The sequence below is a fragment of the Priestia sp. RMT2NF4 genome (assembly GCF_047872835.1).
Classification (GTDB): Bacteria; Bacillota; Bacilli; order Bacillales; family Bacillaceae_H; genus Priestia; species Priestia zanthoxyli.
In genome coordinates, this window is record NZ_JBLQZO010000006.1 from 136,362 (window position 1) to 152,104 (window position 15,743).

The 15,743-nt window shown below is 38.6% G+C and carries 13 protein-coding genes; all 13 read left to right on the forward strand.

Annotated features, from left to right (window positions below; all coding sequences use genetic code 11):
* The first annotated feature begins 13 nt into the window (after nt 1-13).
* A complete protein-coding gene (locus tag ACMX9J_RS22075; protein ID WP_047751326.1) occupies nt 14-706 on the forward strand; it encodes a Crp/Fnr family transcriptional regulator in 693 nt (230 codons plus the stop codon).
* Between the two features lie 36 nt (nt 707-742).
* Entirely contained in the window at nt 743-1,459 is a 717-nt protein-coding gene (locus ACMX9J_RS22080) for a YjjG family noncanonical pyrimidine nucleotidase (protein ID WP_311265165.1), read from the forward strand.
* A gap of 219 nt (nt 1,460-1,678) precedes the next feature.
* Complete coding sequence (ggt, locus tag ACMX9J_RS22085) at nt 1,679-3,367, forward strand: gamma-glutamyltransferase (RefSeq protein WP_033578497.1); 1,689 nt, start codon at nt 1,679-1,681, stop codon at nt 3,365-3,367.
* A 585-nt stretch (nt 3,368-3,952) separates the two neighbouring features.
* On the forward strand, nt 3,953-5,407 hold the full coding sequence (locus ACMX9J_RS22090) for a glycoside hydrolase family 68 protein (protein ID WP_416226175.1): 1,455 nt from the start codon (nt 3,953-3,955) through the stop codon (nt 5,405-5,407).
* A 96-nt stretch (nt 5,408-5,503) separates the two neighbouring features.
* Nucleotides 5,504-7,069, forward strand: coding sequence for a glycoside hydrolase family 32 protein (locus tag ACMX9J_RS22095; protein ID WP_047751324.1), 1,566 nt, complete (start codon nt 5,504-5,506; stop codon nt 7,067-7,069).
* 106 nt (nt 7,070-7,175) lie between these two features.
* Nucleotides 7,176-7,610: a ferritin-like domain-containing protein gene (locus tag ACMX9J_RS22100; RefSeq protein WP_013056263.1), complete on the forward strand. Its 435-nt coding sequence runs from the start codon at nt 7,176-7,178 to the stop codon at nt 7,608-7,610.
* 302 nt (nt 7,611-7,912) lie between these two features.
* The gene (locus tag ACMX9J_RS22105) at nt 7,913-9,373 is read left to right on the forward strand and encodes an MDR family MFS transporter (protein ID WP_047751323.1); all 1,461 of its coding nucleotides are present in this window, start codon (nt 7,913-7,915) and stop codon (nt 9,371-9,373) included.
* 462 nt (nt 9,374-9,835) lie between these two features.
* Nucleotides 9,836-11,026, forward strand: coding sequence for a glycine C-acetyltransferase (locus tag ACMX9J_RS22110; RefSeq protein WP_416226176.1), 1,191 nt, complete (start codon nt 9,836-9,838; stop codon nt 11,024-11,026).
* A gap of 37 nt (nt 11,027-11,063) precedes the next feature.
* Nucleotides 11,064-12,023: an L-threonine 3-dehydrogenase gene (locus tag ACMX9J_RS22115; protein WP_034266646.1), complete on the forward strand. Its 960-nt coding sequence runs from the start codon at nt 11,064-11,066 to the stop codon at nt 12,021-12,023.
* A gap of 207 nt (nt 12,024-12,230) precedes the next feature.
* Entirely contained in the window at nt 12,231-12,695 is a 465-nt protein-coding gene (gene hutP / locus ACMX9J_RS22120) for a hut operon transcriptional regulator HutP (RefSeq protein WP_028413950.1), read from the forward strand.
* A 354-nt stretch (nt 12,696-13,049) separates the two neighbouring features.
* Entirely contained in the window at nt 13,050-14,270 is a 1,221-nt protein-coding gene (locus ACMX9J_RS22125; protein ID WP_416226177.1) for an MFS transporter, read from the forward strand.
* A gap of 266 nt (nt 14,271-14,536) precedes the next feature.
* Complete coding sequence (locus tag ACMX9J_RS22130; protein WP_028413948.1) at nt 14,537-15,202, forward strand: type 1 glutamine amidotransferase domain-containing protein; 666 nt, start codon at nt 14,537-14,539, stop codon at nt 15,200-15,202.
* A gap of 197 nt (nt 15,203-15,399) precedes the next feature.
* Nucleotides 15,400-15,690, forward strand: a complete 291-nt coding sequence (locus ACMX9J_RS22135; RefSeq protein ID WP_033578504.1) for a putative quinol monooxygenase — start codon at nt 15,400-15,402, stop codon at nt 15,688-15,690.
* Nucleotides 15,691-15,743 lie beyond the last annotated feature (53 nt).

Consider the following 15,743-nt stretch of genomic DNA (forward strand, 5'->3'; position numbering starts at 1 on the left):
TGGAGAGGAAAACATGAGGGAAATTACGAGTGAGAAACAACTGCTGGAGTATATAAATACTTATAGATTAGAGTCAGTTTTCAAGAAAGACTTACTACCGCATTTGTCACTGTATGATGTGGAGGCAGGAGAACGTCTTTGTTCTCAAGGAGATGCGTCTCATTGTTTGTACATACTGGTGAAAGGCAAGGTTAAAGTTTATACCATATCGCCCGAAGGCAAGACGCTTGTTCTTTCCTTTAAACAGCCCCTTGAAGTGATAGGCGATATTGAGTATGTACAGGATGTTGATATTATGAATACGGTTGAAGCCGTTTCACCTTTAGTTGTAATTGGTATACCATACAAACGATTAAAACAGCATGCGAGCGATGATCCACAGCTGCTGACGTTTTTACTGGAAATGCTCACAAAAAAGTTTTGCGCAAAATCGAACTCGCTCAGCTTTAATTTAATGTACCCAGTTGAAGTGCGGCTGGCTAGCTACTTGCTTTCTATTTTTTGTGAAGAATCACATTTGGTTATGGATCAAAAAACAGAAAGCCTAAAAGATATAGCCAATTTAATCGGAACGACTTACCGGCATTTAAATCGTGTTCTTCAGAAATTTGTAGCGCAAGGAGTTATTGAAAAACAGAAAGGCTCTATTATTCTCAAAGATAAAGAAAAACTGAGCTGTCTAGCAAACGACAATATATACGAGTAGAAAAAGCAATAGATTAGTTGAAGGGGAGAGAGAAGAATGAAAACATACAGAACGCTTCTATTTGACATTGATAATACGCTTTTAGATTTTAACGCAGCCGAAGAGCAGGCTTTACAGCTTCTTTTTGCTAACCACGGTATTCCGCTGACTGATGAAAGCAAAAAACGTTATAGTTTGATAAACCAGGGGTTATGGACAGCTTTTGAAGAAAATAAAATAAGCCGTGAGCAAGTTGTAAATACTCGCTTTTCTACTCTATGTAAAGAATATGGAATAGAGAAAGACGGAAAGCTGCTTGAAGCAGAGTACCGAACGTATTTGAATAATGGCCATCAGCTAATTGACGGAGCAATTGAGGTAATTAAAAAACTGAGCTGTCACTATGAATTATATGTTGTTACAAATGGCGTATCGGCTACTCAATATAAGCGCCTTCAGGACTCAGGTCTATATCCTTATTTTAAAGAAGTATTTGTTTCAGAAGATACGGGCTTTCAAAAACCTATGAAGGAATATTTTGATTATGTTTTTTCACGTATAAAAGAGCTGTCCGTACATGAAACATTAATTGTTGGAGATTCTTTGAGTGCAGACATTCAAGGCGGGCAGCTAGCCGGTATTGATACGTGCTGGTTTAATCCTCAGGAAAAAAAGAATGATACAAATTGGAATTCAACCTATGAAATAGGAAGGCTTCAAGAGCTTTATACCCTGCTGAATGTAAATAATGAAGTAGCTTCGGTACAAGTATAAAAGTGTATAAATGTTAAAAAACACAAAAAGTGCTAACCTTTTCTTTAAACAAAAAGGGGTGGCGCTTTTTCTATTTTATGGCTTTCACAGGCTTAAAATATGCTAGGGATATCGGTCTAGGTACAGTAATCAATACAAATTTAAACAGTTTTATCCCAAAAGCAATAGGGTATTTTACCAATATCCCAGATAAAGTAAGTAACTAGGAGGTCGTAAAAGATGATTAATGGAAAAAGTTTATCTCGTTCAGGAAAGAGTTCATATAGAAGAGAAACAGCGGTTGGAAAAACAGGAATGGTAGCCAGTGCTCATCCAATTGCAACAGACGCCGGAGAACAGGTGCTAAGAGCTGGCGGCAACGCAATTGATGCAGCAATTGCCGTTCAGTTTGGGCTTAACGTTGGAGAACCGATGATGACCGGTATTGGAGGCAGCGGCTTTTTTATGGTATACCACAATGAAAGCAAAACAACTAAAATTTTTGACGGGCATTCTCAGGCTCCTAAAGCAGCTTATCCTGAAATGTTTCTTGATGAAAATAAAGAAGTTATTCCGTTTAGAAAGCGTTCTACTCATGCAACGGCAATTGGAATTCCAGGGATTTTAAAGGCGATGGAAGCAGCTCGTAAAGAGTATGGAACAAAACCCCTTGCTGAATTAATTGAACCGGCTGCCAAAGCAGCAGAAGCGGGTGTGGAAACAAACTGGGTGCTTGGAGATATTTTAAAAACATATGCCTATCGACTAGGAGAACATGCTAAGCAGCTATATTCTCCAAACGGCAAGCCTATGCAAGAAGGAGATATGATTAATAAAAAAGATCTTGCTAAAACATTCCGCATTCTTCAAGAAAAAGGTATCGAGGCTTTTTATGAAGGTGAAATTGCAGAAGCCATTATTTCAACGATAAAAGAGCACGGCGGTTTTATGGAACTGTCAGATTTGAAAGAATACCAGATTAAGATTGATGAACCCGTGTGGGGAGATTATAAAGGATACCGAATTGCTTCTTCCAACATGCCTAGTGCAGGAGGAGCTACGGTGCTGCAAATTTTAAAGCTATTAGAGAACTTCGATGTGTCTCAGTACGACGTGAAATCGTGGGAAAAGTATTATTTGTTTGCAGAAGCTATGCGCATTGCATTTTCAGATAAAATTGCATTCTCTGGAGATCCAGCCTACAGTGACATTCCATTAAAAGGGCTTTTAAATGACGAATATATAAAGGAACGTCAAAAATTAATTAATTGGAAGCATAAAAATGAGAAAGTTGATTTTGGCAACCCGTGGGATTATGAGAAAGGCCAAAAAGTGAACGTTGTGCGTCAGCCTTATGAACCTGAACGTGAGCTTAGTGAAACAACTCACTTCACGGTAGTTGACCGCTGGGGCAATATTGTCGCTTGTACATCAACTGTGGAACATCCTTTTGGTACAGGAATTATGGTTAAAGACCATGGATTTTTACTCAACAACGAGCTTACTGATTTTGATGCTATTCCTGGAGGGCTAAACCAAGCGGATGCAGGAAAGCGTCCGGTTAGCTGTAAAAGCCCAACCATCGTTTTTAAAGATAGTGAACCTGTACTCACTTTAGGGTCTCCGGGCGGACCAACCATTGTAGGCTCTGTGTTCCAAACGCTTATGAATGTCTTAGACTATGGAATGGATATAAAAGAAGCGATTGAAGAACCAAGAATTTTTAATAGTACAGGATCACTTATCGGTTGGGAAGCCGGAGTGGATATGAATGCCAAAGGAGAGCTAGAAGCCATGGGGTTTAATTTTGGAGATGAGCCGTTCCCAATCGGAAATGTTCAAGGTATTCAAATTGATAAAGAAAACGGCCGTTTATTTGGAGCAGCTGATTCCAGCCGTGAAGGAAAAGCAACTGGCTTAGACTCTTAATATTAAAAAGATGCATCATACGCTCCCTCTTTTATAAGAAGGGATGGCGTATGATGCATTAAAAAAGATAAAAATGAGTAGGTAAAAAGAAGGAATATTTTTTTTAGAAAACATACTTTAGACCTTCATTAGCATCATCCTAATCTCCAGAAAGGAAAAAGAATAGAACGTTTTCATGTCCGAATAATAAAAAAGAGTACTGATTTTTCAAGATATTGATGAAAACAAAATGATTGGAAAGCATAAAAAAAGGAATAGCGCTTTCAATGCTAGAAAGATAGAGTATTTAATCGTGTAAAGAGTATAAAACGCAACGGCTGGAAAACGTAGTTTGGAATGTAAAAAAAGTCGTACCCTTTTTTTGAAAAACGGTTACATAAAAAGTCTCTTGCACGTAAACTTTGGTCCTAGTTACAGCTCAATGAAAAAGATGAAAATGAGAAATAGCTACATTTGGCACGTTTGACTTTCGTCATTTATCCAAGTAATCTTTTGGTTGAACGGAACCGGTTCTGTTTTCGGATTTTTAATAGCTAATTGAATTAATAAATTTATATTCTTTACTAACCCAAAAGGAGAAAACATATGAAAATGAAACGAGTTGCTAAGCATACAACTGCTGCTACATTGGCTGCAGCCCTACTAGTAGGCGGGGGATACCAAACATTTGCTAAAGGAAACGACAGCAAAGACTTTAATAACAGCTACGGAATTTCGCATATTACTCGCGATAATATGGTGGAAATTCCACAGCAGCAAAACAGTGATCAGTTTAAAGTTCCTGCTTTTGACGAATCAACTATTAAAAACATTGCTTCTGCTAAGGGAAAAGATGCATCGGGAAATACAATTGACTTAGATGTATGGGACAGCTGGCCATTACAAAATGCTGACGGAACAGTGGCGACTTATCATGGATATCAAATTGTGTTTGCCCTAGCAGGTGATCCAAAAGATTCGAATGACACGTCTGTTTATCTTTTCTATAAAAAAGCTGGAGACAAATCGATTGACAGCTGGAAAAACGCTGGAAGAGTGTTTAAAGACAGCGATAAATTCGTTCCGAATGACCCGCATCTTAAAAATCAAACACAAGAATGGTCTGGTTCTGCCACATTAACCAAAGATGGTAAAGTTCGTTTATTCTACACGGATTATTCAGGTAAACAATACGGAAAACAAACGTTAACGACAGCTCAAGTGAACATGTCTCAGCCAAACGATAATACGTTAAAAGTTGACGGAGTAGAAGATTACAAGTCAATCTTTGATGGTGACGGAAAGATTTATCAAACGGTTCAGCAGTTTATTGATGAAGGCGGTTATGACACAGGGGATAACCATACGCTAAGAGATCCTCATTACATAGAAGACAATGGACATAAGTACCTTGTTTTCGAAGCTAACACTGGAACAGAAGATGGCTATCAAGGCGAAGACTCTCTATATAACAGAGCATACTACGGAGGAAACAATCCTTTCTTCCAATCTGAAAAGAAAAAGCTTCTTGAAGGATCTAATAAAGAAAAAGCTTCTTTAGCAAACGGGGCTTTGGGCATTATTGAGTTAAATGATGACTATACGCTCAAAAAAGTAATGAAGCCGCTTATCACATCAAATACAGTTACAGACGAAATTGAACGTGCAAACATTTTCAAAAAAGATGGAAAATGGTACTTGTTCACTGATTCTCGCGGATCTAAAATGACGATTGATGGAATCGGACAAGATGATGTGTATATGCTAGGCTATGTTTCAAATACGTTAACAGGAAAATATAAGCCTTTAAATGATACGGGATTAGTTCTTCATATGGATTTAGATCCTAATGATAAAACATTTACGTATTCTCACTTTGCCGTACCGCAAACAAAAGGTAATAATGTTGTTATTACAAGCTACATGACAAACAGAGGCTTTTATGAAGACAACCACTCTACATTTGCACCAAGCTTCTTAGTAAATATTGACGGTTCAAAAACATCTGTTGTAAAAGATAGCGTTCTTGAACAAGGTCAGTTAACAGTGGATGAAGACTAAGCCCTTTGCAATAGCAACAAAAGAAAATGGTGATTGTAATCACCATTTTCTTTTGTTTTATTCGATGTGGACAAAAAAGAGAAAGGCGGGGTTTGTTTGAAGAAAAAAGGTGCTTATAAATGGATAACGCTTGCCGTTCTTTTAGTTGTAATAGCCGGACTCATTATAGCAGGCGTATCCAAAAAAGAGGATACAAAAGATCGAGGAAAAGAAAAAGGAAATAAAAGTGAATCCACTTATCGCCCGGTGTATCATTTTAGCACGCCTGATAAATGGAAAAATGATCCTCAAAAGCCCATTTATTTTGACGGAGAGTATCATTACTATTACTTATACAATCATGATTACCCTAAAGGGAACGGGACGGAATGGCGACATGCAACGTCTAAAGATTTGGTTCATTGGAAAGATAAAGGAGTAGCTATTCCAAAGTATACAAATAAAAATGGCGATATATGGTCCGGATCCGTTGTAGAAGATAAAGAGAACACAGCAGGTTTTGGTAAAGGCGCAATTGTAGCGATTATGACCCAGCCTTCTGCTGATGGACAAAAGCAAGAACAGTATTTATGGTATAGCACCGATAGAGGAAAAACCTTTAAATCATATAGCAAAAATCCTATCATGCCTAATCCAGGCACCAAAGATTTTCGAGATCCCAAAGTCATATGGGATAATGAACATGATAAGTGGGTTCTCGTCATGTCAGAAGGTGAAAAAATCGGATTTTATGAATCTTCTAATCTAAAGGATTGGACGTATACGGGAGGATTTGTCACTAAAGATATTGGCATTACAGAATGTCCAGATCTTTTTCAAATGAAGGCGGATGACGGGACAGTTAAGTGGGTTCTCGGGACAAGTGCAAATGGAAAAGAAAGCGGAAAGCCAAACACCTATGCTTATTGGACAGGAAATTACGATGGAACAACATTCACTCCCGATATGGATGAGCCGCAATGGCTAGATCATGGTTTTGATTGGTACGGAGCAGTCACGTTTAAAGACGGTAAAAATGAGGATTCTTTAGAAAAACGCTACGCTTTTGCATGGATGAACAACTGGGATTATCCAGATAAGACACCAACGATGAAAGATGGGTTTAACGGATTCGATTCAGTAACCCGTGAAATTACGCTTTCAAAACAAGACAACGATCAGTACAGCCTGTTATCAAAGCCTGTCGAAGAATTAAATCAGCTAACTGATTCAACAAATTCTCTCAAGCAAGTAGAAGTAAACGGAGAGAAAAAGTTAAAGGTAAAAGGTGAAGCTTATCAGCTTGATACAGATATTTCATGGTCAGATGCAGAAAATGTAGGCTTACGACTTCGAGAGTCCGCAGATCAAAAGCGGCACATTGATGTGGGCATATTTGCAAAAGATAACGTCTCATATGTGAATAGAAGCTATAGTAATCAGCCTGATCAAAGCAAAAAATATGTGGAAAGCCGCGATTACTTTGATGCAGGCAAGAAAAATGTTCATTTGAAGATATTGGTAGATAAAACAAGCATTGAAGTCTTTGTTGATGATGGGAAAACCGTGCATTCTAGCGAGATTTTTCCGCGTCACAACGACCAAGGAATTACGCTTTTTTCCCAAGGAGGAACGTCTTTCTTTAAGAACATAGAAATCAAACATTTTCGTTCCAGTCAGTAAATTCCCTATTTTTAAAAAAGGGAGCAGAATATCACCTTATTATGGTTTAGGACTCGTTAAAAAGGGTATATGCCTACTAACAGTAAATGAAAGGGTGTTTATTCAAATGGAAGAGAAAATGAGACAACTAATAGAGGGACTTAATACCGATTTAGCGGGTGAATATTCAGCGGTTATTCAGTACACTTACTATGCGTCTACAGTAACCGGCCTAGAATATCAAATTTTAAAACCTTTCTTTGAAGGAGAAATTCCTGACGAGCAAGGGCATGCCCTTTATTTATCAGAAAAAATTAAAAACCTTGGCGGTGAGCCAACAACAAAGCCAGCTGAGGTGAAGCACGTCTCAAACGTGACGGAAATGCTTAAAGAAGCGAGCAAGGCTGAAAAAGAAACGATCCAGCGCTACGAAGAACGTAAAAAACAAGCAGAAGAGTTAGGGTTAACAGAGCTTGTTGTCAAACTTGAGGATATGATTGCAGATGAAACAAATCATATGGAAGAAATGGAACGTTTATTAAAAGATCCCCGACTAAGTTAATCATACAAAATACGTAAAAAGCATCCCGTACCAGGTGTTACGGGGTGCTTTTTTGTAATTGAAAAAGGAAATTAAACATCATGTACGCATGTTTTTATAAATGAGAGGAAAGTCATATTTTTGAAATTCTCTATCGCTTTGAAAAATTTTATAGTAAAATAATTATTTGGCTGCATATGGCAGTAACTATATGCGGAGCATCACATACATATAAAGGCTAAAAGGGTATAAGTATATTGAAACCGCTTTTATCTTCTGTAAAAAAAACGATGGTATGCCCGCAGTTGCAAGGAGAGAAAAAGATGAGGAAACGAATCATGACAGCGCTGCTGCTTGTCACTGTTTTAGCTGCAATGGAAGGAACCATTGTCAGTACGGCTGTTCCAAGAATTACAAGTGATTTGTCGGGTATTGAGCTAGTTAGCTGGGTATATGCCATTTATATGCTGACAACCGCTGTATCTACACCTATATACGGAAAGTTAGCGGATTTATTCGGCCGCAAAAAAGTTATGCTTGTTGGAATTATTATTTTCTTAATCGGATCTATACTTTGCGGGCTTAGCTTTTCGATGCAACAATTAATTGTCTACAGAGCAATCCAAGGGCTAGGCGCCGGGGTCGTTATGCCGCTTACAATGATTATTATTGGCGACTTGTATGAAGAAGCAAAAGAAAGAGCCAAAGCGCAAGGTTGGATTAGCGCAGTTTGGGGAGTTGCTGGAGTTCTCGGTCCTCTTCTTGGGGGATTTTTAGTCGATACGCTGTCTTGGCGCTATATTTTCTTTTTAAATATACCGTTTGGACTAATGGCTTTTATTGTTCTTCTAGTAAACTATAAAGAAGAAGTGGTAAAAGAAAAACGCTATATCGATTACATTGGAGCGGTGACGTTTTCAGTTGGAACCATTGCATTTTTATACGCGCTTTTAACCGGAAGTCAGCATCAAAACTGGGGAGATCCGATCATTATAGGATTATTTGTTCTAGCTGTTCTGACATTCATTGGCTTTATTTATATCGAAAAGAAATCGCCGGAACCTCTTATTCCGCTTGAGCTGTTTTCTATTCGAAGTGTATCTGTTATAAACTTATTAACACTTCTTGTCGGATCAGTAGTTATTAGTATTACGGTTTACCTGCCAATTTGGAGCCAAGGAGTGATGGGAAAAAGTGCAACCGCTGCCGGTTTTGTGTTAATGCCCATGCCAGTATGCTGGACAATTGGTTCACTGCTTTCAGGGAATTTAGTAGGGCGTCTTAAAACGCACTCCATCCTTACGCTAGGAACGGCAATCGTAAGTACGGCATGTTTTATGCTGTTTTTAGTCTCCACGCACTCACCCATATTTTTAATTTATGTAGCCGTTGGGGTTCTTGGGTTAGGAATGGGGATTATTACGCCTATCTTTATGTTAGTTATTCAATCAGCAGTCCCAGCTAGCAAAAGAGGAGTAGCGGTGGCTCTTAATACGTTTACAAATACATTTAGTCAAACGCTAGGTTCCGCAGTGTTTGGTACAATCTTTAACTTAGTGACGCTTTCACAGGCAAAGAAATTAGGGCAAGAAAATTTAAATGCTTCGTTTGAGACAGGCGGAGTACCGGCAGAAGAACTATCAAAGCTGCATGAAATTCTTGCATCAGGTGTTCACATTATTTACAGTGGAACGTTTTTAGCTGCTTTATTAAGCTTTGCTGTCTCATGCTTATTAGTAAAAAACGGCCATAAAAAAATAAAAAACATATCTGTGCAAAAGTAACGGAAGAGACTGTTACAAAAGTAGTTTAATTGAAGGACAATCCGAACGAGTTTGATTAAGGACCAAACTCGTTCGGATTTTTTTATTGGTAGGTGAATGTAGGTGCTTTTAGCTGTTGAATTAGTTATGCATTAGTCTCTTTTCTAAAAGAATTATCAAAGAGAGAAAAGAAAAAAGATATTGTCTAATAACGTTCGGGAAAAATCGTTAACAGAAGGACGGATTTTTATTATTGCCGAAAATTTCTTATTTTTTGTTTTTTTAGTATGGACATTTACTTGGTTGTTGATTATTATAAATTCTATAAGTATTGATTTTTAAGCGCTTACAAAAGAAACATTTGTCTTTCTCAGGAATACACTTGATTTTTAATTCATATACTACAAGTGCTTAGATTAATCTTTTAATGGGGAAAAGAGAAGTTTATAAGACGTGTTGAACAACAATGAGGGGGTATGGAAGATGACAAGCAGACGTTTAAAAGAATTCTTGAATAATAATTTAGAAGATTTAAAAGATAAAGGGCTATACAACGTCATTAATACAGTAGAGGGACCAAATGGACCTTTGATTCAAATTGATGGAAAACAATTAATTAATTTATCATCCAACAACTATTTGGGGCTTGCTACAGACGAAAGGCTTATTAACGCGTCCAACGAAGCCACTGAAAAATACGGGGTGGGAGCTGGAGCTGTCCGAACGATTAATGGAACTCTAGATATTCATATTAAGCTAGAGGAAAAGCTTGCCGAGTTTAAGCATACGGAAGCAGCTATAGCTTACCAATCTGGCTTTAACTGCAATATGGCAGCCATCTCTGCAGTTATGGATAAACATGACGCGATTTTATCAGATGAGCTGAATCACGCTTCAATTATTGACGGGTGTCGGCTATCAAAAGCAAAAATTATTCCTTACAAACATTCGGATATGGAAGATCTCCGTGCAAAAGCAGGCGAAGCACAAAAGTCCGGTGCCTATAATAAAATAATGGTAATTACCGACGGTGTATTCTCAATGGATGGAGACATTGCTAAGCTTCCGGAAATTGTAGAAATCGCACAGGAATTTGATTTAATCACATACGTAGATGATGCTCACGGATCGGGCGTATTAGGTAACGGTATGGGGACAGTCAAACATTTTGGCTTATCTGAAAAAGTAGACTTCCAAATTGGAACATTGTCAAAAGCGATTGGAGCTGTAGGCGGATACGTAGCTGGAAAAAAAGACTTAATTGACTGGTTGAAAGTACGAAGCCGCCCGTTTTTATTCTCGACTGCTATTACACCAGGCACGGCTGCTGCATGTATTAAAGCGATTGAAATTCTAAGCACAAGTACAGAGCTGCAGGATCAAATGTGGGAAAACAGCCGTTATTTAAAGCAAGGATTAAAAGAGCTGGGCTTTGATACCGGCGAAAGTGAAACACCTATTACTCCGTGCATTATAGGAGATGAAAATCAAACGCAGATTTTTAGTGAGAGATTAATAGAAGAAGGGGTATACGCTAAATCAATTGTTTTCCCTACCGTTCCAAGAGGAACAGGACGCGTTCGCAATATGCCAACGGCTGCTCATACAAAAGAAATGTTAGATGAAGCACTTCGTATCTACAAAAAAGTAGGCAAGGAAATGAAATTAATCTAAACGTTGAATCTAAGCAGTACATGAGGAGGATATTGAGATGAAAAAAGTATTAATAACGGGGTCTCTAGGACAAATCGGTTCTGAATTAACAATGAAAATGAGAGAGATATATGGTTCAGAAAATATTATTGCCACTGATATTCGCAAGACGACGAGCGATGTTGTGACTTCAGGTCCATTCGAGATTTTAGACGTAACGGATCAGACTGCGTTATTTACGATCGCCGAAAAGCATAAAGTCGATACGGTTATTCACTTGGCTGCGCTGTTATCAGCGACAGCCGAGCAAAAGCCGCTTCTAGCTTGGAATCTAAATATGGGCGGATTAGTAAACGCGCTCGAAGTAGCGCGTGAGCTGAAGTGCCAATTTTTTACTCCAAGTTCAATTGGTGCATTTGGTCCAACGACTCCAAAAGACTGGACGCCGCAGGATACAATTCAACGTCCTACCACGATGTATGGTGTTAATAAAGTAGCGGGTGAATTACTTTGCGATTACTATCACCATAAATTCGGAGTAGATACACGAGGGCTACGTTTTCCAGGCTTAATTTCATACGTAACGCCTCCAGGTGGAGGGACAACGGACTACGCTGTTGAAATTTATTATGAAGCCGTTAAACATAAGCGCTATACGTCTTATATCGACAAAGGAACCTATATGGATATGATGTATATGCCTGACGCACTAAACGCTGTCATCCAACTAATGGAAGCAGACGGTTCTAAGCTGAAGCATCGAAATTCATTTAACGTTTCTGCCATGAGCTTTGATCCAGAACAAATGGCAGCTGAAATCAGAAAAACAATTCCGGAATTTGTGCTGAATTACCAAGTAGATCCTGTTCGACAAGCAATTGCTGAAAGCTGGCCCAACCATATAGATTCCAGCTGTGCGAAAGAAGAGTGGGGATTTAAAGCAGAATATAACCTAGAAAAAATGACGAGAGAGATGCTGGGAAAGTTAAAAGTTGAATCACAGCTTGTCTTAACGTAAGTAGAGAAAAATGATTTCTTCCTTGACAATAAAGTAAGCGCTTACTAAAAGGTGAGTTACTTGTTGCAAGTTCTACTTCGTAACAGTGGTGGACAGTACACATAGATTCTCTGACCCTTTAAGTGAGCGCTCGTTCGCTGAATAATCAGCACCCTTTTAGGTACCGTCTGTTAAAATAATAAGGGGATAGAAGGGAGGGAATGACAGTTGAGCAATAAATTTCAACAAGTTAATGATTTTTCAATGGGAAGATTAACATCTTTACTCGTTCTTTTACATAATACGGAACTAGCTGAAGGTATTGAAAAGGAAATCAATGAGAGAGGATATAGCTATACAGTTGGAAAAGTCGGAGCGATGGAGCTGTCTAAAGTTGTGGCCGCAATTGAAACGAGCGCCAAGACAAACAACATTATTAATGCCCAGTCGTACCGGGAAGTCCACGCTCTTTATCATGCTATACTTGAAGCTATTCAAGGAGTTAGTCGAGGAACGCTGCAGCTAGGTGATATTTTACGGACGGTAGGACTCACATTTTCAATTGTGCGCGGAAAAATTGAGTTCTCAGGATCAAGCGACGAATGGATTAGCGTTTGTGTGTATGGAACGATAGGCGCACCGAAAAAAGGCTTTGAACATGATACGTTAGGTTTTGGTTTTAACCATATTTAAAAATAATGGACAAAATAGTATGAACGTAAAAAGTGAGAGATGCACATAGCTGCTTTAAAAAAGATATTTTTCTTATTGAAAGCTTTTGTGCGGCGTGTTAACATAATGATTAATATAATAATTGCCTTTAAGACGGTCCAGAGAGGCCGAAAAGGACGGATCACTTATTTACTGCTTCTATGCCTATCTGTGCCCTTTTGCCCTCTGCGACAAAAGGGCTTTTATGCGTTGCGTACCTCTTTTAAACGAAGTCCAGAGAGGCTTCAAAAGAGAATGGACATATGTTATTTTATCCATTCCTTCAAAAAAGAAAGAGCGTTGATACAGAAAGAATACAGTGGAGGGTGGAACAACATGAATTATCGTAACAAGACAGTTGTAGCATCAGTAGCAGGTTTGACGTTAGAAGGGATGGACATTATGTTTATCTCGTTTGCTATGTCAATGATTATCGCTGAATTTCACATTGATTTAGCAACGGGTGGACTTATTTCTTCTATCACGAATATAGGAATGCTGATAGGCGGAGTCATCTTCGGAATTTTAGCAGATAAATTTGGAAGAGTGCGGGTTTTTACCTACACGGTTCTTCTATTTGCAGTCGGAACGGCATTAACAGGTTTTGCAGCAAATGTTGAACAAGTGTATGCTTCACGATTTATTGCCGGAATTGGGGCTGGAGGAGAGTACGGAATCGGTATGGCTCTTGTTGCAGAAGCGTGGCCGAAACATAAGCAAGGAAGAGCTTCATCTTATGTTAGTATTGGCGCACAATTTGGAGTTATTCTTGCGGCGCTTTTAAGTTCTCTGATCCTGCCGATTTTCGGATGGAGAGCGCTGTTTTTTGTCGGAATTATCCCCGTCATTTTTGCTTTTATCGTACGAAAAAATTTAAACGAATCTCCTGAGTGGTTAAAAGCTCAAAAAGAGAAAACAGCCGTTGTTAAAAATAATGGCAAGCTACGTCAACTATTTGCTACGCCTAAGACGGCGATGACGACTATTTCTCTGGCAGTGATGGCTACCGTTCAAATTGCAGGCTATAACGGACTCATGATATGGCTTCCGTCTATGCTTCAGCAATCACAAGGACTCTCTGTTTCAAGTTCAGCTCTTTGGACAATCAGTACAGCCGTTGGAATGATTATAGGCATGCTAACATTTGGTCAATTTATGGATCGTTTTGGTTCGAAGCGTACTTTTGGAATTTTTCTTCTCGCTTCAGCTTGTGCGGTATTTTTATACTCGTATGCCGAAGGAAATGCAGGGCTGCTTATAGGAGGGGCTGTTGTCGGATTTTTCTCAAACGGAATGTTCGCAGGATACGGAGCCTTGATCAGCAGTCACTATTCGGTAGAAGTTCGCAGTACTGCAACGAACACTATTTTTAACTTCGGGAGAGCGCTCGGAGGGTTGTCACCCATTCTTGTCGGCTATCTTTTGCAAAGCTATGATATGACGGTAGCGATGACGTACTTGGCAGGGCTGTACTGTATTTCGTTTATTTTTATGATGAGTCTTAAAAAAACGGGAGAAAAGAACGTGAAACAAATGAACGCTCAATCTGCTCTTTAACATAAAAAATAGATTCTATGCTTTTCTGGAAAAAACCGCGCTTACTCAAAAGGGCGGTTTTTTTGAGTGTATAAAAAATAAGTTCAGGTGTTAGATGATTGTTTCTTTCACAGATGCTTTATTAACAAAGACGTCCACAGTATCTATAAAAATATTTATGGATAAGCAGATATTTTCTAATTTGTATTATAGTAATTCCTCTCTTACAATATGATGTGTAAGGCGGAAACAGAAAATACTATCTTTATTTACAGGAGGACGTTACTATGTCTAAACATATATTAATGGTCGTAACAACGGCTGACAAAATGAAAGAAAATCATCCAACAGGCCTTTGGCTTTCAGAATTTGGTGAAGCGTACGTAGAGTTTGAAAAAGCTGGATTTACGATTACTGTAGCAAGTCCTCTAGGAGGAAAAGCGCCGGTGGATGCTCGCAGCCTTGAAGGAGAGACTTCTCAAGAAATCTTAAATACAGCTAAGCATCTAGAGAATACCCTAAAACTTGATACAATTACAGACAGTGCTAAATTTGATGCTGTTTTCTTACCAGGCGGTCATGGCACAATGTTTGATCTGCCAGATAATCAAACGCTTCATGCTTTAATTCGTGAACTATACGAAGGAGACAAAGTAGTAGCCGCTGTATGCCATGGACCCGCAGGCTTAGTAGGTGTTACATTATCAGATGAAAAGCCGTTGGTGGAAGGAAAAGATGTTGCTGCGTTTACAGATGATGAAGAACGTGAAACAACATTAGACCGCTTCATGCCGTTTCTTTTGGAAACACGTCTGCGTGAACTTGGTGCAAATGTAGTAACTGCTCCAAACTGGACAGATAATGTACAAGCAGATGGCAACCTAATAACAGGTCAAAATCCTCAGTCAACAATCAGTGTAGCAAAAGCAGTCGTGAAACAATTATTAAACTAAGATGTAAAAAAGCCTGTAGGACTACAGGCTTTTTTATTAACAGCATTAACAAAGACCGCCGTAGATAATGTGTATGTTTTGCTGTTTTGGACTAGAGAGATCCATCATCATACAAAAAATATGATGTCAGTGTAATGAATACAAAAAGAGGGAAGCTTTTTATGGAGACTATTTTTTAAAAGAAATGAGGAAAAACGATGTCAGAAGTTATTATTAACGCCATTTTACAAGCCAAGCCAGGAAAAGAAGAAGAGCTTCGATCAGAGTTAGTAAAAGTTATTGAACCATCAAGAGAAGAAAAAGGATGTATTCAATACACTCTCCACCAGGATACAGACAAAGCAGGCACATTTGTTTTTTATGAGAAATGGAAAAGCAAAGAAGATGTTGAAGCTCACATTGAAACACCTCACTATCAACAATACAGACAGCAAACAGAACCGTTAATTGAAAGCAGAGCAGTACATCGTTTACAAGAAGTACGTTAATAAAAAAGAAGCTGGAACAAAAGTGTTTTAGTTGAAGGAAGATCCGAACGAGT

Excerpts from the sequence above, each read along its gene's own strand:
- ACMX9J_RS22075 (WP_047751326.1), top strand. The coding sequence starts at position 14 with ATGAGGGAAATTACGAGTGAGAAACAACTGCTGGAGTATATAAATACT.
- ACMX9J_RS22080 (WP_311265165.1), top strand. The coding sequence starts at position 743 with ATGAAAACATACAGAACGCTTCTATTTGACATTGATAATACGCTTTTA.
- ggt (WP_033578497.1), top strand. The coding sequence starts at position 1,679 with ATGATTAATGGAAAAAGTTTATCTCGTTCAGGAAAGAGTTCATATAGA.
- ACMX9J_RS22090 (WP_416226175.1), top strand. The coding sequence starts at position 3,953 with ATGAAAATGAAACGAGTTGCTAAGCATACAACTGCTGCTACATTGGCT.
- ACMX9J_RS22100 (WP_013056263.1), top strand. The coding sequence starts at position 7,176 with ATGGAAGAGAAAATGAGACAACTAATAGAGGGACTTAATACCGATTTA.
- ACMX9J_RS22105 (WP_047751323.1), top strand. The coding sequence starts at position 7,913 with ATGAGGAAACGAATCATGACAGCGCTGCTGCTTGTCACTGTTTTAGCT.
- ACMX9J_RS22110 (WP_416226176.1), top strand. The coding sequence starts at position 9,836 with ATGACAAGCAGACGTTTAAAAGAATTCTTGAATAATAATTTAGAAGAT.
- ACMX9J_RS22115 (WP_034266646.1), top strand. The coding sequence starts at position 11,064 with ATGAAAAAAGTATTAATAACGGGGTCTCTAGGACAAATCGGTTCTGAA.
- ACMX9J_RS22125 (WP_416226177.1), top strand. The coding sequence starts at position 13,050 with ATGAATTATCGTAACAAGACAGTTGTAGCATCAGTAGCAGGTTTGACG.
- ACMX9J_RS22130 (WP_028413948.1), top strand. The coding sequence starts at position 14,537 with ATGTCTAAACATATATTAATGGTCGTAACAACGGCTGACAAAATGAAA.
- ACMX9J_RS22135 (WP_033578504.1), top strand. The coding sequence starts at position 15,400 with ATGTCAGAAGTTATTATTAACGCCATTTTACAAGCCAAGCCAGGAAAA.